The 19,948-nt window shown below is 28.5% G+C and carries 19 protein-coding genes and 1 riboswitch; of the genes, 15 read left to right on the top strand and 4 right to left on the bottom strand.

Going from position 1 to position 19,948, the window contains the following annotated elements; all coding sequences use genetic code 11:
- Positions 1–44: 44 nt before the first annotated feature.
- From DR024_RS16120 to DR024_RS16155, 9 genes are all read left to right on the top strand, one after another.
- Positions 45–764: a hypothetical protein gene (locus DR024_RS16120; RefSeq protein ID WP_111919210.1), complete on the top strand. Its 720-nt coding sequence runs from the start codon at positions 45–47 to the stop codon at positions 762–764.
- Positions 765–2,654 (top strand): phage tail spike protein, encoded by a 1,890-nt coding sequence (locus DR024_RS16125; RefSeq protein WP_111919212.1) that lies wholly within the window; start codon positions 765–767, stop codon positions 2,652–2,654. It begins immediately after the preceding gene.
- Between the two features lie 25 nt (positions 2,655–2,679).
- Positions 2,680–2,880, top strand: coding sequence for a hypothetical protein (locus tag DR024_RS16130; protein ID WP_111919214.1), 201 nt, complete (start codon positions 2,680–2,682; stop codon positions 2,878–2,880).
- 6 nt (positions 2,881–2,886) lie between these two features.
- Positions 2,887–3,129 (top strand): hypothetical protein, encoded by a 243-nt coding sequence (locus tag DR024_RS16135; protein WP_111919216.1) that lies wholly within the window; start codon positions 2,887–2,889, stop codon positions 3,127–3,129.
- A gap of 55 nt (positions 3,130–3,184) precedes the next feature.
- Entirely contained in the window at positions 3,185–3,622 is a 438-nt protein-coding gene (locus tag DR024_RS16140; RefSeq protein WP_111919218.1) for a sigma-70 family RNA polymerase sigma factor, read from the top strand.
- A gap of 113 nt (positions 3,623–3,735) precedes the next feature.
- Complete coding sequence (locus DR024_RS18295) at positions 3,736–3,867, top strand: hypothetical protein (protein ID WP_423236504.1); 132 nt, start codon at positions 3,736–3,738, stop codon at positions 3,865–3,867.
- A gap of 256 nt (positions 3,868–4,123) precedes the next feature.
- Entirely contained in the window at positions 4,124–4,984 is an 861-nt protein-coding gene (locus DR024_RS16145; RefSeq protein WP_111919220.1) for a M15 family metallopeptidase, read from the top strand.
- A gap of 84 nt (positions 4,985–5,068) precedes the next feature.
- Positions 5,069–5,572, top strand: coding sequence for a hypothetical protein (locus tag DR024_RS16150; RefSeq protein ID WP_111919222.1), 504 nt, complete (start codon positions 5,069–5,071; stop codon positions 5,570–5,572).
- Positions 5,573–5,700: 128 nt separating this feature from the next.
- Complete coding sequence (locus tag DR024_RS16155; protein WP_055183880.1) at positions 5,701–5,946, top strand: hypothetical protein; 246 nt, start codon at positions 5,701–5,703, stop codon at positions 5,944–5,946.
- A gap of 73 nt (positions 5,947–6,019) precedes the next feature.
- Here the strand turns inward: DR024_RS16155 and DR024_RS16160 are convergent, their stop codons facing one another.
- The 4 genes from DR024_RS16160 to DR024_RS16175 all read right to left on the bottom strand — a co-directional run bounded on the left by DR024_RS16160 (position 6,020) and on the right by DR024_RS16175 (position 9,778).
- The gene (locus DR024_RS16160) at positions 6,020–6,706 is read right to left on the bottom strand and encodes a hypothetical protein (RefSeq protein ID WP_055183879.1); all 687 of its coding nucleotides are present in this window, start codon (positions 6,704–6,706) and stop codon (positions 6,020–6,022) included.
- A 63-nt stretch (positions 6,707–6,769) separates the two neighbouring features.
- Positions 6,770–7,558, bottom strand: coding sequence for a hypothetical protein (locus tag DR024_RS16165; protein ID WP_055254681.1), 789 nt, complete (start codon positions 7,556–7,558; stop codon positions 6,770–6,772).
- Position 7,559: 1 nt separating this feature from the next.
- Positions 7,560–8,096 carry a hypothetical protein gene (locus DR024_RS16170; RefSeq protein ID WP_027097710.1) on the bottom strand — a complete coding sequence of 179 codons (537 nt, stop codon included), beginning with the start codon at positions 8,094–8,096 and terminating at the stop codon, positions 7,560–7,562.
- 17 nt (positions 8,097–8,113) lie between these two features.
- Positions 8,114–9,778 (bottom strand): hypothetical protein, encoded by a 1,665-nt coding sequence (locus DR024_RS16175; protein WP_055183877.1) that lies wholly within the window; start codon positions 9,776–9,778, stop codon positions 8,114–8,116.
- 243 nt (positions 9,779–10,021) lie between these two features.
- Positions 10,022–10,105, top strand: a riboswitch (cyclic di-GMP riboswitch).
- A 116-nt stretch (positions 10,106–10,221) separates the two neighbouring features.
- On the opposite strand from DR024_RS16175, the gene DR024_RS16180 reads away from it, so the two are divergent.
- The 6 genes from DR024_RS16180 (at position 10,222) to DR024_RS16205 (ending at position 19,928) form a co-directional block, all read left to right on the top strand.
- Complete coding sequence (locus DR024_RS16180) at positions 10,222–15,324, top strand: M60 family metallopeptidase (RefSeq protein WP_146742890.1); 5,103 nt, start codon at positions 10,222–10,224, stop codon at positions 15,322–15,324.
- 25 nt (positions 15,325–15,349) lie between these two features.
- The gene (locus DR024_RS16185) at positions 15,350–16,186 is read left to right on the top strand and encodes a hypothetical protein (protein WP_065254356.1); all 837 of its coding nucleotides are present in this window, start codon (positions 15,350–15,352) and stop codon (positions 16,184–16,186) included.
- 117 nt (positions 16,187–16,303) lie between these two features.
- The gene (locus DR024_RS16190; protein ID WP_027097713.1) at positions 16,304–16,837 is read left to right on the top strand and encodes an NUDIX domain-containing protein; all 534 of its coding nucleotides are present in this window, start codon (positions 16,304–16,306) and stop codon (positions 16,835–16,837) included.
- Positions 16,838–17,108: 271 nt separating this feature from the next.
- Positions 17,109–17,741, top strand: coding sequence for a stage II sporulation protein M (gene spoIIM, locus DR024_RS16195; protein ID WP_027097714.1), 633 nt, complete (start codon positions 17,109–17,111; stop codon positions 17,739–17,741).
- A gap of 85 nt (positions 17,742–17,826) precedes the next feature.
- The gene (locus tag DR024_RS16200; protein ID WP_027097715.1) at positions 17,827–18,705 is read left to right on the top strand and encodes a tyrosine-type recombinase/integrase; all 879 of its coding nucleotides are present in this window, start codon (positions 17,827–17,829) and stop codon (positions 18,703–18,705) included.
- Between the two features lie 53 nt (positions 18,706–18,758).
- Positions 18,759–19,928 (top strand): phosphopentomutase, encoded by a 1,170-nt coding sequence (locus DR024_RS16205; protein ID WP_027097716.1) that lies wholly within the window; start codon positions 18,759–18,761, stop codon positions 19,926–19,928.
- Positions 19,929–19,948 lie beyond the last annotated feature (20 nt).

A 19,948-nucleotide genomic window follows, 5' to 3' on the forward strand; every position in this document is an offset into this window, starting at 1 on the left:
TAACTCTTGCCTGTATTTTCTTTATATAGAAAGGAGGTAAGAGGATGAAGTTCTCTTATAATAGTAAAAGTTTTACACTATTCCATGACGATAACTATGTTGAAATAGAGGAGTGTAAAAATCTAAATGGATTTGAAAAAGTTGAAACAGATGAATATATAAGAACAAAAGTAACTTTAGTTAACAAAGATAGAAGAGGGAATATAGTACCATTTGTTAGTTCTCAATTAGATAAATTAGATAAAAGTATATTTAAAAATGGATATAAAACAATGGTATTATTAGGCGACTGCTATAATTATCAATGCTTTTTTATAAAAGATAAATTAGAGTGGTTTAAGGGATATAATACAGGAAAAATAAACGTTATTATGCAAATAAAAAAGATAAAACATAGTAATACTTATTGTCTAAATAAAGTTGTAAAAAATGAAGAACGCGTTTATGAAATTAATAATAATGGAGAGTTTCCTTTATATCCATCGGTATGTATAGAAAATAGAGGGGCTACATACATAGAAATAACTAATGCAAAGACTAATAAAAAGTTAAAAATTAATTTAGAAAATAATGATGAGTTTGAAATAGATTTTAAAAAGCAAATACTACATAACAAATGGGTAGGAGATATTAATAGAACTGTTACTGGGGAATATTTTAATGTTCCTGTTGGTATTAATGCTATTAAATTTAAAACCGATGGAAGAGTTAATATTTGTATTGCTTACAATAAACTATATAACTTAGTAAAGGAAGTGGTGTAGATGAATGAAGTTATTATAAGTGTATTTCCTCCACAAACGCCTAAGAGTAAGGTATTAAATAACAATGGTATTGTGCTTAATGATATTCAAGTTGAAGGTATATTTAAGAATAAAGAGTATACTTGGGAAGGTAGCTTTATTATAGATGAAGAGGGACTTTATAAGAATATAGAAAGAAACTGTATACTTAAAATAAAAGTACATTATGGATATGAGATTTTTAGAATTGAAAATACAGTTAAAGATTTAAATTACCTTAGAGTATTTGCTAGGCAGATAACTATATCAGATACTTTAGATATTTATTTAAGGGATGTAAGACCGGAAAACAAGAGTGCTTTAAGTGCTCTACAATACATTAAGGAAAACTCTGTAGAGTATGGAGAAGATAGACAATATGCAAAAGACATTGAGTTTTATTCTGATTTAGGATCTGTATCTACGGCGTATTATCAAGGAATGTCATTATATCAAGCCTTACATGATTGTGACCAGTCCTTTCAAAACAGATGGGGTGGAGAGGTACAAAGAGAAGGATATAGAGTTTCTTTACTGCAAAGAGAAGGTAAAGACAGAGGCTATGAGATAAGAAGTAGAAAGAATCTACAAGGCTTTGAGGAAGATATTAATTTAGATAATGTTTTTACTAGACTAGATGTAAGAGGGTTCGATACTCTTAAACTGCCTTATTTTATTGATAGTGAATACCTAGAAAGTTATGACGGTAAGATATTAACTAAAAGTTTAAAGTATGAAAATGTAAAACTTAATGGAGAAAATATAGTCGCTGATGAAGGTGATATTATATGCGAAACTGAAGAAGAAGCATATGCTAAACTAGCAGAATTAGCAGAAAAAGAATTTACAGAAAACCATATAGACCAGTTAAAAGCTACTTATAATATTAACTTTGTTCTCATAGGCGATACAGAAGAATATAAGGATATAAAGGGTTTAATAGAGATAGTTCGTAAGGGTGATACGGTTCACGTATACGAAGAGAAATATGGCATTAAAATAGCTGTTAGGGTTGTGGATATTGAATTTAATACAGTAAAACAGGAAATTACAAACACTATATTATCCAATAATCCTATTCAAGTTAGTAAGGTTAGTATATCAGAAATACTAAAAAAATTAGATGCAATTCCTTCATCTAGCTCATACTTAACACAAGCTAAAGAGTTGGCAGGAAATATGATTAACACATTAGGTAAAGACGGGTATTTTGTATATGATAAAAATGGGTGGGCTATTATGGACACACCTGATAAAAATACAGCAACTAAAGGGTGGAAAGCTACTTTGGGGGGAATAGGATATTTTAAGGATGGATTTAATAGTAATCCTGATATAGCTATGACTATGGATGGCACAATTGTAGCTGATTTTATTAGAACTGGTGTATTATCAGCAATATTAATACAAAGTGATAATGGGGCAACAACATTAGACTTAAATAGTGGAGTATTTAAATCTAAACAGTCAGATGGAAGCGAGGTAGTTATAAGTCCAACTGAAGGATTTTATAATAAATTTGGTGATAGTAAAAGAGAATACTATCATTTGAATTACTATGATATAAAGAATGTAACAGTAAGTGATACTGGTACTTGGAGTTTAAATATTACTTTACCGAATGAATTTAAAGGTAAAAAGTTTGTAGCAGATTGCAACTATAAGGAAATTCTTTCTACATATCCACTTACCTTATTTGGAAATCAAAGAATTTATCAAGAAGTCGATTATACTAATGGAATTATAAAATTAAGTGGTACTGTATTTCCGTTATGCGTTGAATTTTATACAAGTGGAAGTCAGACGTACTTGATGCAACATAAGGATAGTAAAACTATTACTGTGAAAATATCTATAAATGTTATTGCATAAAATCTTAAACAAAGGAGGTATCTGTATGAATCAATTTGTAAATAGATTAACAGCACTAATAAGCGTAAAAAAGATAATAGCTATTTTAGTTATTAGTGTATATTGTGGATTAGCAATAAGAGGTACTATTTCAGCAGAACAGTTTAGCACTGTGGGCGTAATGATAGTATCTTTTTATTTTGGACAATCTACAGTAAAACAAACATTAAAAGAAAAGGAGGACTAAAGATAAATGGATATAAATAACTTGGGACAATTAGTAACAAATTTAGGATTCCCAATAGCTTTAGTATTATTATTGCTATGGTTCTTTTATAAAAAGGTTTGGGGATTAATCGTAGAACAGATGAATAGAATAACTAAAGTCAATGAAGAATTAGTAAAGACTAATAGAGAATTATGTTCTAGCATGAATATAAAATTAGGAATTATAGAAGATAAGGTAGATAAAATAGCAAATGAACTAGATACATAAGTGGCGGGTACAATTTTGTACTCGTCTTTTTATTTATAAAGGAGGTTTTTAATATATGGCAATAAAACATGGATTATGTAAAAAGACAAAGTTATATGGTATATGGGTTATGATGAAACAACGTTGCTATAATCCTAACAATAAAGATTATTATAATTATGGAGCTAGAGGAGTAAAGGTGTGCGATGTATGGAGAAATAATTATTTAGAGTTTCATAATTGGGCATATGCTAATGGATATAGTCAAGGGTTAAGTATAGATAGAATAGATTCAAATGGTGACTATGAACCTTCAAATTGTAGGTGGGCAACAGATTATCAACAAGCCAATAATAAAAGAAATACTATTCATATATTATTCCGTGGAAAAGATATGACATTGTCAGAATTAAGTGAGTTAACAGGAATTTCAAGAAGTACAATTGAAATGAGATATGGAAGAGGAGATAGAGGAGATAGATTAGGTAGACCATTAAGAAAAAGAATATCTTGATAATTAGTAAATATAGTTATATAATAATAGCAATAAATATTATGTAATGACACCAACTAATTATCAGGTTTTTTGTTACATAATTTAAGTATATTTGATAAAAGTTTATTGATATGAAAATGTGGTTAGAAGCTAATGAAATCAGTATGTTTACTACAATTAGTCAACAAAATAACCACTTTACCAATTCGGAATTTATAGCAATTATAGCTGATAAATTAAGACTTAAAAATAAGGTATCTTAGGGTTATTTTATTAGCTTTGGAGCATGTAAGCTTTACAAAGTATAGCCAACAAATATAAAGTTATATCTATAAATATTTATATGATTAATAAAGACATCAACTAATCAGTTGTTAAAAACTGATTAGTTGATGTCTTTTTTAACTAAAAACTTTAAGAAAATCCTAAGATATTGCTAAGATTAATATAAGTTTCCATAAATTAATAATAAGAACTTATTGATAAATTTAAATAGTACTTAATTTGTTGGAGGTTTATATGAAAAAAAATAAATATATGATATTAATTACGCTAGCAATAATAATTATTATGATAGCTTATACAGCTATAAAAAGACCTGATATTAAATATGGAATTATGACTTTATTTGATAAAAGAGAAAGTATTACACTAGAAGAACTTGATATTGTAACACAGAAGGTAGATATATCAGATATAGAGGAAGGAAAATATAATAATATAAAATATACCAACAATATGTGGCTTGTAAATAATGATAATAAGCTAGATTATAACGATAATTTGAATTTGGTAGAATTTAGAGATACAGATCTTTTTGTAAATAGAGAGGTGGTAGAGCCATTAGAATCCTTACTTAAGGATTCAAAAGAGTATACTGAGGACAAGCTTTTAATTATGTCTACTTATAGAGATAAGAGAGAACAAGAAGATTTATATAAGGAGGATAGTTCTCTTGCTGCAAAGGTTGGATATAGTGAGCATGAGATTGGACTGGCTTTAGATTTATATGTACATACACTAGCACAAAAGAACTTTATAAAATCACAAGTAGGTAAGTGGGTTAATAGTAATGCTTACAAATATGGTTTTATAATAAGGTATCCTTTTTTAGGAAAGAGCAAGACAGGTTTTAATTATGAACCTTGGCATATAAGGTATGTTGGATTACCTCATTCTAATATTATTTATAATAATAGACTAACTCTAGAAGAATATTACCATCTTTATGAAAAAGATAAGTTCTATAAATATGGTGAATATATAATTTCATATCAATCTTCTCATAATAATTCTTTAGATATTCCAAAAGAGTACAAAACCATAGAGATATCTAAGGATAATAGAGGGGGATACATAATAACTTCAAAAATAAAATAAAAATTTAGAAGAAATATATCACATATTATGTGAATTATACATAATATAAACTATAATTAAATTTTGTTTTTGGAGGATATCAGAATGTATAAAGAAGATTATGAATATAACAATAAACCTGAAGATAAATGTGAAGAAAAGTGTGAAGTTAAAGTAAAAGAGGGCACTACAAAGTGCTATGATAAAGAATATGAAGTTTGTGGTAAGAAGGAAACTATCGTTAACAAGCATTATCATAACAACCATTTTACTAGATTCAATGATATTATGGTAACTGATTGTCACTTTGTTAAGAATTATGTTGAGGACTGTAATAGAGTTCATCATAAGGTAGAAACAATAGATTTAGGAACTAAGTATTTAGGATGTTCTACTATTGAAGAAAAGAAATGTGAATGGAAAGAACCTAAGTGTCATGAACCAAAGTGTGAAGAATACAAGAAAGAATGCAAAAAAGAATGTAAAAAAGAATGTAAAAAATATATCGATGTATCTGAATGGGAAAAGAAAGATGAAGATTGTGGTCATAACTACTGGTGTGATTGCAAAGAAGAGAAGAACGAAAAAGATTACGACTGTTGGTACTAAACAGAAGGATTATTTTGTAGAGGAGAATATTTTCTCCTTTTCTATGAAAATTAAATAACTATAGGTATATGCTCAATTTAATTCTTTGAATTAATTTGAGCTTAATTTATATAAGGAAGGAAATTTCTATGAATTATGAAGAATTGAAGAAAGAGGATGAAAAAGAGGATTTCTATATAGATATTCAAGGAGAAAAGAAGAATATAAGGGTTAATCATTACCACAATAGATACTATATAAACAATAATGATATTTTTATTACTGATTATGTAGATGCATGTGGGAAAATAAAGTATAGAGATATCAAGGTGAAAAAGAATGGCTGCACGCTTTATAAAGAAGAGTATATAGTAAGCAAAATAGAAGTTGAATAAGAATTTAAGAAAAGAGGCTTAGAATAAAATCTAAGTCTCTTAATTTTCTAAATTATTTAGCTTTAGTTTTTTATTAAACTGGTACAAAAGAAACAGAAATAATATCTGTTGTGCTTGGTTCGTAATAAATTATATTATCAGATGAATCAAAGAAGGAAATGGTGTAGTTACAAGTTTCTAAAGAATCATAAATATTATCACTATCAGCTATATCAAAAACTATTTTAGTTACTACTAATCCATTAACGGTAATAGGATCATTTGTAGTTGTTGTAATAGTACTTATGGAATCACCTTGTTTAGTTATTATGTCAAGTTTGAAGTTATATTGATTATCTTTTGTACTATAGGCCTTTGGAGCTATTGTAGTTTCTGTAACTGAAGCAACTGGAGAAGTATCTGAAAAGCCTGTATCTAATGATGCAGTATTTTTGATTTTAGAGAAAGGTGAATTGGTTGGAATCACTGTTCCTGGTGAAAGAATTAGTATATCTCCAATAGATGCCTGGTTAGAACTATTGGTAAAGGTAATAGTAATTTCACCATTAGCAGGTGTAGAGCCTTGTGTTACTTGTGTAATTACTAGGTCTGTTAAAGTTAATCCATTATACCCTTTCAATGAGAACCAATCTTTTGAATTGGTTTCAGATGAGATGCTTTGGGTATCAATAGGAGTTGTTCCTAAATCGTTTAGAAGAACAGCACTTAAAGTAGAGTCATTGTTAGAAACAATATTTGCAGAGTTTATTTTTAATAACATATATTTCATCTCCATTATAAAATTTACCTAATAATAGGTTATGTTAATCTTGGAGAATTGTGATTAATAATTATTTATGAAATATTCTTTATCATTTAATATTACTGAAAGCCTAGTGTTCCCAATATCTATGTCTGATAGTGATAGATTTCCTTTTCCATCTACACAGTTAACCATAAAGTAAGTCCCATTAATTTTAAGGTTGGGTACTAGAGTTTTTAAGTGATTTATAGTTTCTATATCACCAGATATTCCTGATAGGGAAGAGTTACTTAAATTATTATATGAGTTAATTCTAGTGTAGGGGATAATTGAAAGTTTTATATTGCTACTGTTCTTAAAATCTATTGTGTCTAAGTCTATATTTACTTTAAGTGATCCAGTAAAAGGAGCCCTAAGATCAATTGGTATTAAATTTGAACTAGTATAATCTTTAGTTACTATTTTCTCTACTATAAATTTATTCTCACTTTCTTCTCTTGATATACAGGAGTAAATAATCTTATGACTAGAAGAGGATATATATAGCATTGAAGTAATATTTGAGTGGCAATTTATATAAATATCATCTTTTAAATCCTTTAATAAACCATAAATATGAATTTCTGATTTTAGAGTATTTTCATTTAAAAGGTTGATGGAACCAGTTAATAAAGAGAAATCACTGTCTAAAACAATAAAAGAACTTTTGTTTATATTTAGGTTTCCATAGAAGGTTCCAGTTAATATTGTCATTGAGTTAGAGATATTTATATTTTCAATTTTAGAATTTATATTTTCAATTTTAATTTGATTTAATGATAAACTATCTAGTTTTGATAAGGTGGAATTTTTAAAGGTTATACTTTTCATTTTATTCACCTTCTTTATTTGATATTTTTATTAAGTATTTACCATTAGGAACTGGTTTTGAAAATTTATCAAATAGAAATATAGAACTATCCTGCTGAAAAAAATAGGATATGTCTTCGTTTATTTCATTGCAGAAGCTAATGTATATTTCATTTGGAATGAAATTAAAATTGTTAATAGTAATCTTGTCTACTTTAAAGTTGCTGCTATATAAATCTTTATTTAAATATGCCTTTGATAATAAGAAGGAGAGTTCTTTAGTATTAGCTATATTTTTTAAATGGTAAATATATATTAAGTTTGAAAAGTATAGTGAGCTTTTTATAAATATTGAGAATATAGAGAACTTATCTTGAAACAAAGGTGAGGTTAGATAAATTTCATTGTTAGTTTGTGATAAGGTTAAAGCTTGTTTTGAAATTTCACTTTTATCTTTGTATAAGTAAATATCATTTAAGGATATATCTATATTCTTAGATAGTTTAAAGGATAGGGTGTCCTTATTTAACATGGGGGGTTCAATTGATATATAATCCATTTTTTTATTACTCCTCTTTAGTATATTTTTTGATAATCAATAGTTGATGACTCAATAACTAAGTTATATTCATCTGGTAAGTTAACATAGATATTTGAAGCTTTAATATTTGTAAAAGTAATAGTAACATCATCATAAATATTTTTGGAATCATCATGAACTATATATAAGTCATTTAAGAATGTAGTTTTCTCATTAAGATTGCCATAGTTTCTTAAGGTCTTACTTCTATCTACTATTAGGGTTACAGGATTGGCTATTGTTTTACCTAGTATGCTCCATTCATTACCTTCATCCAAAGGATAGATAGTTAAAGTTGGAGGAGGGGAAAATGTTACTGAAGCTTCATAGGATATTAAAATATAAGTGCCATCTACACTTTGTAGGTTTTGGTTAGGTGAAAAGGAAATATAATTTGTTTTATTTATATTAGTAGAGTAAAAATCATCTTCAATTAAATCTATGGCTATATTTAAAATATCTTCATTTATGGTACATTCAGCTATATATTCTTTATTATCATAACTATAAAAGTCACTTCCATATAAATTTAATGTCCCTATACCTTCAATATTTAGTGAAATCTTATCTTTACTTGAAGATAAGATACCTTTAGATAAGGTTGCAAAGTTCTTAAATAGAGTTTTATTGAATTCTAAATTAAGTTTTAAAATTGAAGAGGAAATGTCTTTCTCTATGGTTCCACATAATGCTATAAAAGTATCAGCAGCTTTTCCCACTGGGTCATATACCTTAAAACCACGAAAATCTAAGGTGTATATGAAGGTATTATTTGAACTTTTAACAAGTAATTCATCATAGTTATAATTAAAGGAATTAATATTATATAGGGTTAGAAAAATTCCTTCAGATTTATAGGAAGAATGACCATAGGATGGAGCAATAACTCCATTAATATACACATCAAAATCACTTGAATCATATCTAAGAATAGGGGAGTTAAAATCTACTCTTAGCTTTAAAATATTATATAAGTATGAAGTTATACTTACATTTTTAATAGTTGTAGGAATTGAATTATAAACTTTATTGCTTTCATTTCCTTTAATCCTATCACCAAGAACATCAGTAGATAAAGGAGAAGCTATTGAATATAGTGTTATTTCATCCTCAGGAGTACTTATTATTTCTTCATTAAATAAAAATTCATATTCATCTACAGATTTTTTTATAATTGAATTAGGTACAAACTTTCCAAGTGGTGTAATAACAAAGAAGTCATCCTTAAATAGTTCATAATAAGGGATACTATTTTTATTTATTAAGGAAACTGAATTGTTTTTATAGGAATAAAAATTACATTTTGTAATAGATAAATAAAAATCTTTTTTTTCAATAGGTATAGTAGTACAAATGTCTTGGGTATATCCAGATGCGCTATTTATAAATTTAACATTATTTGTATCTATATATCCACACTTCAATAAAGCATTTTCAAAGAAATAAGAATCATTTATTCTAAAAGTAGCATAATTGGAGTTATAGGAATAAACATTGCTATAAAATTTAGTTAATTTTATTTTTAGTGAATCTTTTATTATAAGATAATTGTTTGAATTTAATATACTATAATCCCCTGAAAGAGTCATATTTTGATTAAATAAAATAAATATATAGTTTTTATTGTAAAAGCAATTTTTTATAAAATTACACTCTTTCATAGCCTTTCCTCCAATTAATATTTACTACTAATATATTATTAATAATAATAAGATTATGTTAATGGAAACTGAATAAGAATTTAAGAAAAGTGTCCTAAAAGAAAAATTAAGCCTTTTTTGTAAATTTCTTATATTTTGGTATAAGAATAGTAAATACTTCCTAAATAATAAGAAGTATTTGTTAATAAAAATTAAAAAACTATTTCTAATTGAAGAAAATTATAGTAGAATATACGTGAAAACTATATATATTGGCAAATTTAGAGAAATCTAAAGACGCAAAGCTAAAGGAGCTAAGGTTTAAAACTATGCTAGCCAGTTGCTAAAGAATTATATTCTTTAATTTCATAATAATTAGTATTTGAAAAAATATGAAATTCTATGGCAACTATCCTTTAGTGGATAGTTTTTTTATTTTATATATACGATTGGAGGAAAATTTGGTGAAAAGAAAGGCTTTAGCTATTTTAATTGCTACTGTAATGGCAACTGAAATTATATCAACTCAAGCAGTTTCTGTTTATGCCACAACAAAAAGTAGCAATGCAAGCATAAATAGCAGTTTACAAGGGACGTTAGAAGTAAGGTTAAAGTTTGATGTTCCACTAAAACTTAGAAAAACAGAAGAAACTAAATTAAATTTAAGTTTAAAATTAGGGGATAAAGAGGTAGTTAAGATTCCTGTTGGAAATAATGATGGAGAACAGTACGTTGGAAGTATAAGCTATAAAATATCAGCATTAGATTATTATTTAGAGGAAACTAATGATAGTGATGTGTACTATTACAATGCTATTATTAACAATCTTCCAAAGGGGAAATATACTTTAGAGATTAATGGGGAAGGTTTTGCTCCAATAGTATTAAAAGAAAAAGTTGAAATAAATGATTATTCAAAGAGAATTTATATAGGAAACGATAGAGATGTTTCTTTAGTAGTAGACGTAGATGGTGATAAGGTTACTACAGAGAAAGATTATGAATCAATTTTAGAGAATATAGGGACAAGCAATCTATTATATGATCTAAATAGAGATGGAGTAGTTGATATTGCAGACTTAGCCATTGTTCATGAATCTATGAATAAGAACAATGAAGAGAAGAAGGAAAGTATATATGATACTTCTGCAATAATTGATCCATCAGAGGTTGTAATCCTTGAAGAGGAAAAGGTTGGTGTAGTTCATGGTGAAGTAAAGGATCTTTTTGATGATTCTGATAAAGGAATTACAATTGAGCCAAGTAGTAATCCAGAAGTAGATGAAGATGGTGAAAAAGTAGTTGGAAAATTATCTATTGAGGTTCCTAAAATAAAGGCAGAAGAAGTAGTCGTTGATGTTAAAGGAATTACAGAAGGTAATATATTAGTTGAAACAGAAGATGGTAGAGTTATTAAGAAAAAGATAAATAATAACGCAAGGCTTGCTAGATCAGCTGAAAATCCAGTATCAGATAAAGTAGTAATTAATTTAGAAAAGCAAGTTGCAGTTAAAAAGATTACTATTAAGGTTAATGCTACAGATCCAACTAATAATAATCTTGCTCAAATAGGTAAGGTTGAATTTTTAAATGATGTATATCAAGAAGTTCCAAAGGCAGAAAGTACAGCACCTACAATTTTAGAAGTGGAAACTGATGATGAAACAGTCAAATTAAAATGGTCAGAACAAGTAAATATTGATGGATATGAAGTTTCTTATAAAACTAATACTGGTAAAGATACATCAGAAAAGGTAACTAAGGTTGGAGGAAATTCAATACAATTATCAGAACTTGAAAATTTTGAAGAGTATGAAATAAAGGTAAGAAGTTATAGTGGTGAAACATGGAAGGGTGAATGGTCAAAAATAGTAAAAGCCACTCCAGCACCTAAAAAAGCTCCAGATGCTCCAGAAAATATAAATATTGTTGGTGAATACAGACAACTTAATGTGTCTTGGAAGAAGATGAAGGGGGCAGAAGGATATAATCTGTTCTATAGAGCTAAGGGAGAAGAAAACTTTAATAAAGTTTCTAATATAACTGGTGTTTCTACTATAATAACTGGACTTGAAGATAATGTTACTTATGAGGTTTATTTAACTTCATATAATAGCTTTGGTGAAAGTGGTAAATCACAAATGTATACAGGAACTACACTTTCTTTAATAGCTCCAGAGATACCAAACTATAAGCTTTTAAATACAGTTAATGAAATAGGAGAGGTTACTAATCATATTGTAGATGTAACATATCCTAGAGGTGGAATAGATGGTAATGAAGTAACTGATGAAAACAAGTTTGCTATAGTAGATGGAGACTTTACATCTGCATGGGTACATAATGACTGGGATAGTTCAATGTATAGCAAATCAGCTCCAATAGTTGAATTTGATGATACATATGCAATGGATACTATAATGTTTTCTCCAAGATTTGATAAGCATACTAGAGAGTTTTACAATTATGTACTTAGATATTGGGATGAGGAAGGAAATCTTCACCAAATAGAAAATGGAGATATAAGAGCAACTAAGAAGGTTAGTAATGGAAAGCCATATTATGTAGTGAAATTACCAGAAGCTATTAAGGCAAAGAAGGTTCAATTAAACTTAAGCGTATATGGTGGAGGAATACTAACAGTTTCAGAAATGAAATTCTATCATTATGATTCTATTGAGGATGATGTAAGAAATTTATTTAAGGATGATTTATTAATAGAATTAAATGATAATGTAACTCATGATAAAATTAATGAACTAAGAGAAAGAGCTAACACTAGTGATGTAGTAAGTGGTGAGTATCATCCAAATCAATCTATTATATTAGATGAGCTTAAACTTGCAGAAGATATACTTAATGATAAAAACATAAGTAAAAATACATTTACAGTAAATCAAAACATAAACAATAGTGGTAATAATTTAGGGCTTTCAAATGATTATCAAGCTTTAGGATACACAGCAAAAGCTGGGGAAGAAATTGTTGTTTATGTTGGAACAGAAGGAAATGTATTACCTGAACTTGCATTTACTCAACATTATGGAGAAAGTGGAAAGTTTATTAAGACAGTAAAACTTCAAAAGGGTAAGAATGTACTACAAGTGCCTGAGATACATAATTTAGATGTAGAAAAGGGTGGAAGTATATACGTTAGATATCCAAATGGAAATCCTTCTAATAATGAAGTGAAAATAAGAGTAAGTGGAGCTAAGAAAATTCCTCATTTAAATGTTTATGGAGACATAAATGATAGCAGCAAAGAAGGAGAAGTTAAGGAAAGTATCAGAGAATATATAAGAAGCTTAAAGGATTATGTTGATACTATGAAGGATGAGTATCCAAAGTTCTTTGCAAATAAGTCAAATAATAATTACAAATATGATGAAAAGACAAGCATTGTAAATACTACTGATATAGAAACAACTAAGGCTACTTTAAATTTACCTGCTTCAGCTATTTTAAATGGTATAACATCAGATCTTGCAACAGAAGATGAACAAGTTGATAGACTATATGATAGCCTTCAAGCTCTAGAACAAATAATGGAGTTAATGTATGCTCAAAGAGGTGTAAGTGAAAACCCTGATTTTAATAATGATGGAACTTTAGATGCATCAGAGAAGAAGCATTTACAACCAAGAAGTAGAGTTAATATAAAGTATCAAAGAATGTTTGCAGGAGCATTTATGTATGCATCTGGTCACCATGTTGGAATTGAATATGGTTCAGCAAGCGGATTAGTTAATGGAAAACCATATACATTTAATGAAGATGGAACAGTTAAAGAGTCTGGTTCTTTATTTGGATGGGGAATTGCCCATGAAATAGGACACGTAACTGAAATGAATGGACTGGGTAAAGCAGAGGTAACTAATAACGTTATTGCATTACTTGCTCAAACACTAGATGATAAAGCACCTTCAAGATTAGAGAATTCAGATAAGTATACAGATATATATGAAAAGGTAACATCTGAAACAATAGGTTTACCTGGAGATGTATTTACTCAACTAGGTATGTTCTGGCAGTTACATTTAGCATATGATGAAAATCCAACATCAGTAATGTTTATAACTGATAGAGATAATGATTTAACTAATGATTCCTTCTATGGAAGATTGTCTAAGAGAGCTAGAGAAGCTTCTGCAGAGGATTCAAAGTTACCTTATGAGCAAAAGATTGTAAGATATGCATCAGATGTAGTTCAAAAAGACTTAACTGATTTCTTTAAGTCATGGGGAATAGTTCCTTCAGAAGAAAATGTAGCTTATATGGCTGAAAAAGGATATGAAAAAGAAGGTAGAAAGATTCAATATCTTAATGACAATGGAAGAAGACAAATCCTTGCGGGAGTTAAAGCAATGTCAAAGGATACAAGTGTAGAAGCTTCATTGTCATATGATGATAGCGCTAAGTCAAAGAGTGTAGAATTAACGCTTGGAACTAATAAAGACTCAGATAAAATATTAGGATATGAAATTTATAGAAATGGAAAAGTTATAGGCTTTACTACTGATTCTAACTTTATTGATTATGTTTCAGCTAATAATAGAGTATTTACATATGAAGTAGTAGCTTATGATTATCATTTAAATAAAACAGAAAAATTAACTCTAGATCCAATAAAGGTATCACATGATGGAAGTTTAACTAAAAACTTATGGGAAGTTGAAACTAATACATCATCAAGTGAAGATGTTAATGACGAAAATAACACAACAGGACCAGTAGATAACCCAGCTATAAATAAGATTAAAGATAATAAAAATAATACAATCTTTAAGGGTGATAGAGCTAATAATCAAGATCCATATGTAATTTTGAATTTAAATGAAGTTCAAAATATAGTTGGATTAAGATATACAGCTGGTATTGAAGATGGAGCTTTATCAAATAATACAATTTCAAATTATCAAGTATTTGTAAGTAAGGACAAAGAAAATTGGACTTTAGCTAATAGTGGTAAATTTGATTTAAGTGTAGATAAGAATTCAGAAACTATATACTTTAATGAGGAAGATTCTACAGGTGGTAAACAATTATGGTCATATGAAGCATCATATGTAAAAATTGTTGCTCCAAAGGCTAGTGGAATATCAATAGCGGAACTTGATATTATTGCACCGCCTGGAGATAATGTTGATTTAAAGGAATCTGGTGTAGGTGCCCTTTCTGAAGACTTTATTTATGGAAAGAATGAAGGAGATGTTATTCCAAAGGGATCAATTGTATTTACAGGAGAATACAGAGGAAACCCAGCATTTAATGCAGTTCTTTTAAGAGATAAGAAGGATAATGTAATTGAAGGTGAACAAATTCTTCTTGCAGAAGTACCTGAAAATGGACACCTTGGAGAAATAAGTAGTGGAACATGGATATTCTACTTAATTCCAGACAAGCTAAATACATTACCAAAGGAAATAAGAGCTGAATTATATAGAGTAAATGATGCTGAAACTCTAGAAGGTCAAAGATTAGTAAGTGATACTTTATATGTAAATATACCTGAGGTATTACCTGAAATAAAATTTGAAGGTGGAATAATTCCAGAAAACATGAGATAAATAAAGCTTTATATAGGAGGATACTATGAAGAACATAAAAAAAATAGTTGGGCTTTTTATGTTGTCTGCTATGATGATAGTTATGCCATATAAAATAACTTCTGCATCAGTGGAAACAAATATAAAAAGAGTAGAAGAAAAAGCAAACACTGTAGAAATATCTGTTGATAAAATAAATTATGAAGTTAAATCTTTTAGCCTTAGTTTAAAGATAGATGGAGATGTAACTCTTGATTCTTTAACATGGAGTGATACTTTGAGTGATAAAAGCGTAGTTAAAAATTATAAGTATGATAGTGTAGAAAACGTAGTGGATATCTATGTTACTTCAAGCAAAAACTTAGTTGAATACGGTAATCTTAAGGTAGCATCTATTAAAGTTAAAGGTGAAATGAATGCTAACTATAATATAAATGGTAAGGGCAAATTTAAATTTATCTATTCTGATAAAAATAAAGATGGTGAAATGGATAGTTTACCATCAAATAATAATGAAGAGTTTAAATTTATTAAGGCATCTAATGGACAAGATAATGATAACAACTTAGGCCAAGATGGGGAAAAACCGGAGAATGATAGTAATTCAGGACAAGACGGAGAAAAGCCAGGTACTGATAATAATTTAGGTCAAGATGAAGAGAATCCAGATAATGATAATAGTCAGGATAAAGATGAAAACTCTAATGATAGTAATGAAGAGCCTAATGAGTCATTAGAAAATAATGATTCAAATAATAAAGAAGATGCATCATCTAATGAAGTAGAAACAAGTGATAATTTATTAAAGAATATTTTTATTGTGTTAATAGTGCTTTCAGGTGGAGTTATCTTAATATATAATTTCAAAAAGAGAAAAGCTTAATGTAAAAGAGTAGTCATAGTAATGATGGCTACTCTTTATTCTATAGAAAAGTGGATAGCTAACATATAATTAAGTATAATAGAAATAAGAAATTATATTAGAAAAGAGGAAGATAAAATGGATATTTCAGAAAAGATTTTAAAAGAAGAAGAAAGATATACAGGAAACTTTTTAAAAGTATCTAATATAGATGTTGAGTTACCTGATGGAAACCTAGCTAGTAGAGATGTTATTAGACATCCAGGAGCATCTGCAATTTTACCATTAACTGATGATGGTGAAGTAATTTTAGTTAAACAGTTTAGAACAGCTTTAAATAAAGTAATTATTGAGGTGCCAGCAGGAAAGCTAGAAAAAGGTGAGGAACCTATCCTATGTGCAAAAAGAGAATTAGAAGAAGAGACAGGATATAAAGCAAAGGAATTTAAATACTTAGGAAAGATATGTACGGTACCAGGCTTTTGTGATGAAATAATTCATCTATACCTTGCAACTGGAATATATGAAGGAATTAAGGGTGGAGATGAAGATGAGTTTACAGAAATCATTAAGGTCTCAATTGAAGAAATGAAAGAAATGGTTAAAAAAGGAGATATAATAGATACAAAATCTATTAATTGTTTATGTCAATATATGCTTCAATGCCAATAGTAAACAGGTTAGTGTAAATTTAATATTTTACGCTAACCTGTTTTTTTAGCTCTATGGAATTAAAAATTTTAATAAGTAGATTATTGAGAGTACCATAATTACTAAAAGACTAATATTTATAAATTACTCTCTTGGTGGTTCTATAAGTAAAATACTAGGAAAAAGGTTCGTTTAATAATAATTGTATTTACATATTTATGGTTAGGTCTTATGCATAAATTTACTTTTCTAATCATATTATAGGGTATACATACTTTAGGAGGAGTAAGAGATGAAGGGTGCTATGGAAAAAATTAATGAAACTTTTAGGGAAAACAAGATTTACTATTTATTAGTCTTATTGTTCTTTTGTGTAGGAATTGTAATAGGAGTTTATTTAGTAAAGTATATGAACGAAGGAGATAAAAATGATTTAGCAAGTTACTTTACTGTCTTTGTTAATGGTATAGGTGAAAGACCTGTAGACTATGGAGCATTATTGTTGGACATAGTTAAAAAGAACTTTATATTAATAATACCAATAATAGTTCTAGGGTTTACATTCTTTGGAACACCTATAATATTAATATTAGATTTAATAAAAGGATTCACCTTAGGATATACTTTTGGTTTTTTGCTTACAACTTTTGAAGGAAAAGGAATTGGACTAGCCTTAGCTGCTACAATTCCTCAGAACTTAATTTACATTCCGTGCTATGTTGCTTTAAGTGTATTTGCATTATCAATGTCTACAGAAAAATTAAAAGAAAAGTTTTCAAAGAAGTCTATTCCTGTAAATATTAATCTAAATGGTATAGGAAGTTATCTTATTGTTTTATTAGGATTATTTGTTTTAGGGGTTATACTTGAAACTTACGTATGTCCAAGCATAGTTAAATTTGTGGTTACTAAATTCTATTTATAAAAAGAAAGAAACATAGGAAGATAAATGAAGGGAAAAAGATTAATTTGTCGAATATATAATATAAATAATGGTGTAGGAGAGAGCAATGATAGAAATTATAAATAATTATAAAGATTATTTGTTACAAAATGATAAAAGTGAGAACACTGTATATGCCTATGTAACTGATGTAAATCTTTATTCCAAGTACCTAGAAAAGAAAGAAATGAATCTGTATACCTCAGATAATGTAGCAATAATGGGTTATATACAACATCTCTTAAACCAAGGTAAATCTGAGCGTTCTATTAATAGAATAGTTATAAGTTTGAGGAGTTTTTATGGCTATTTAAAAAGTAGGTCACTAGTTAATGATATTCCAAAGATAAGTTATAAGAGCAGTAGAACCACAAAGAAATTACCACAAATTTTAACTGTTGAGGAAGTAGATAAAATAATAAGGTCTGTTGATAAAGATGGACCAAAGGGAATTAGAGATAATGCGCTTTTAGAGTTGATGTATGCAACAGGAATGAAGGTATCAGAATTGATATCTGTAAATGTTGAAGATGTAAATTTAGATTTATCATTTGTAAAATGTATAGATAATAAGCATTTTGAAAGACTTATTCCTATAGGAAGAAGTGCTTGTAGAGCAATTGAAGAGTATCTTGCAATAAGGGATCAAGTTGCAGATGCAGGAGTAACAAATCTTTTTGTAAATCTAAATGGCCAAAAGTTAACAAGACAAGGCATATGGAGAATAGTAAAAGAGTATTCTCATAGAGCAGGAATTGATAAGGATGTTAATCTAAATACATTTAGGCATTCTTTTGCAGTACATTTACTTCAAAATGGAGCTAATGTTAGGGCGGTGCAAAAGTTACTTGGAAATCAAGTGTTAACTTATATGGATACCTATTATGAAATAATAAATAGTGATAAAATTAATTTAATCTATCGTAATACTCATCCTAGAGCATAATAATTTTATCAATTTTACAAAAGATAAGTATAGAATAGAAAGGAGTTTTACTTATGAAAAGAGTAGTACTTATAGTTTTAGATAGTGTTGGAGTAGGAGAGATGCCTGATGCTAAAATGTATGGAGATAAAGGAAGTCATACTTTAGACCATACTTTTGAAGCTTGCAAGGGACTTAATATACCAAACTTAAAGAAGTTAGGTCTTGGTAATATTGAGGGCGTTAAGGCATTAGGAAAAGAAGAAAGTGTTATTGGTGCCTTTGGAAAGAGCAGTGAGAAATCAATTGGTAAAGATACTGTAACAGGACACTGGGAAATTGGAGGCGTAATTCTTGATAAGCCTCTAAATACCTATCCTAATGGTTTCTCAGATAAAATAATAAATGATTTTAAGAAAAAAGCAAAGATAGATGGGATTTTAGGTAATAAGGTTGCCTCTGGAACTGCAATTATTGAAGAGCTAGGAGAAGAGCATGTAAAGACAGGATATCCAATAATATATACATCAGCTGATAGTGTGTTCCAAATAGCTGCACATGAAGAGGTTGTTGGGTTAGGTAACCTTTATAAGATGTGTGAAATAGCAAGAGAAATGTTAGTTGGAGAGGATGTTGTTGGTAGAGTAATTGCTAGACCTTTTGTTGGAGAAGTTGGATCATTTAAAAGAACTTCAAACAGAAGAGATTACGCTTTAGATCCATTTGGTAAGACAGCTTTAGAATATATAAAAGAAAATGGAATGAGTGTAGCTGCTGTCGGAAAAATAGAAGATATATATAATGGAAAAGGCGTTACAGAGGCTGTTCACATAAAAAATAACATGGATGGAGTTGATAAGACTCTGGAATATATGGATAAGATTGATAATGGGTTAATATTCACAAATTTAGTGGATTTTGATATGCTTTATGGTCATAGAAATGATCCGAAAGGATATGGAAAAGCTTTAGAGGATTTTGATGGCAGACTTAATGAAATATATTCAAAGCTAAGAGATGAAGATATTTTAATTATTACAGCTGACCATGGGTGTGACCCTACAACAGAAAGTACAGATCATTCTAGAGAGTACATACCAATACTTGTATATGGTAAAAAAGTTAAGGGTGGAACTGAATTAGGAATAAGAGATTCCTTTACGGATATAGGAAAAAGTGTTTTGGATTACTTAGGAATAGATAATAACTTAGAAGGGAAATCCTTTATAAATGAGATTATCTAAAGATAGGAGGACTGTGGCAT

It is taken from the genome of Clostridium paraputrificum, from assembly GCF_900447045.1.
In the GTDB taxonomy this organism is placed as follows: domain Bacteria; phylum Bacillota; class Clostridia; order Clostridiales; family Clostridiaceae; genus Clostridium; species Clostridium paraputrificum.

Excerpts from the sequence above, each read along its gene's own strand:
- DR024_RS16140 (WP_111919218.1), top strand. The coding sequence starts at position 3,185 with ATGGCAATAAAACATGGATTATGTAAAAAGACAAAGTTATATGGTATA.
- DR024_RS16120 (WP_111919210.1), top strand. The coding sequence starts at position 45 with ATGAAGTTCTCTTATAATAGTAAAAGTTTTACACTATTCCATGACGAT.
- DR024_RS16170 (WP_027097710.1), bottom strand. The coding sequence starts at position 8,096 with ATGGATTATATATCAATTGAACCCCCCATGTTAAATAAGGACACCCTA.
- DR024_RS18295 (WP_423236504.1), top strand. The coding sequence starts at position 3,736 with ATGAAAATGTGGTTAGAAGCTAATGAAATCAGTATGTTTACTACAATT.
- DR024_RS16125 (WP_111919212.1), top strand. The coding sequence starts at position 765 with ATGAATGAAGTTATTATAAGTGTATTTCCTCCACAAACGCCTAAGAGT.
- DR024_RS16150 (WP_111919222.1), top strand. The coding sequence starts at position 5,069 with ATGTATAAAGAAGATTATGAATATAACAATAAACCTGAAGATAAATGT.
- DR024_RS16135 (WP_111919216.1), top strand. The coding sequence starts at position 2,887 with ATGGATATAAATAACTTGGGACAATTAGTAACAAATTTAGGATTCCCA.
- DR024_RS16160 (WP_055183879.1), bottom strand. The coding sequence starts at position 6,706 with ATGTTATTAAAAATAAACTCTGCAAATATTGTTTCTAACAATGACTCT.
- DR024_RS16145 (WP_111919220.1), top strand. The coding sequence starts at position 4,124 with ATGAAAAAAAATAAATATATGATATTAATTACGCTAGCAATAATAATT.
- DR024_RS16205 (WP_027097716.1), top strand. The coding sequence starts at position 18,759 with ATGAAAAGAGTAGTACTTATAGTTTTAGATAGTGTTGGAGTAGGAGAG.
- DR024_RS16130 (WP_111919214.1), top strand. The coding sequence starts at position 2,680 with ATGAATCAATTTGTAAATAGATTAACAGCACTAATAAGCGTAAAAAAG.
- DR024_RS16175 (WP_055183877.1), bottom strand. The coding sequence starts at position 9,778 with ATGAAAGAGTGTAATTTTATAAAAAATTGCTTTTACAATAAAAACTAT.
- DR024_RS16165 (WP_055254681.1), bottom strand. The coding sequence starts at position 7,558 with ATGAAAAGTATAACCTTTAAAAATTCCACCTTATCAAAACTAGATAGT.
- DR024_RS16200 (WP_027097715.1), top strand. The coding sequence starts at position 17,827 with ATGATAGAAATTATAAATAATTATAAAGATTATTTGTTACAAAATGAT.
- DR024_RS16185 (WP_065254356.1), top strand. The coding sequence starts at position 15,350 with ATGAAGAACATAAAAAAAATAGTTGGGCTTTTTATGTTGTCTGCTATG.
- DR024_RS16155 (WP_055183880.1), top strand. The coding sequence starts at position 5,701 with ATGAATTATGAAGAATTGAAGAAAGAGGATGAAAAAGAGGATTTCTAT.
- spoIIM (WP_027097714.1), top strand. The coding sequence starts at position 17,109 with ATGAAGGGTGCTATGGAAAAAATTAATGAAACTTTTAGGGAAAACAAG.
- DR024_RS16190 (WP_027097713.1), top strand. The coding sequence starts at position 16,304 with ATGGATATTTCAGAAAAGATTTTAAAAGAAGAAGAAAGATATACAGGA.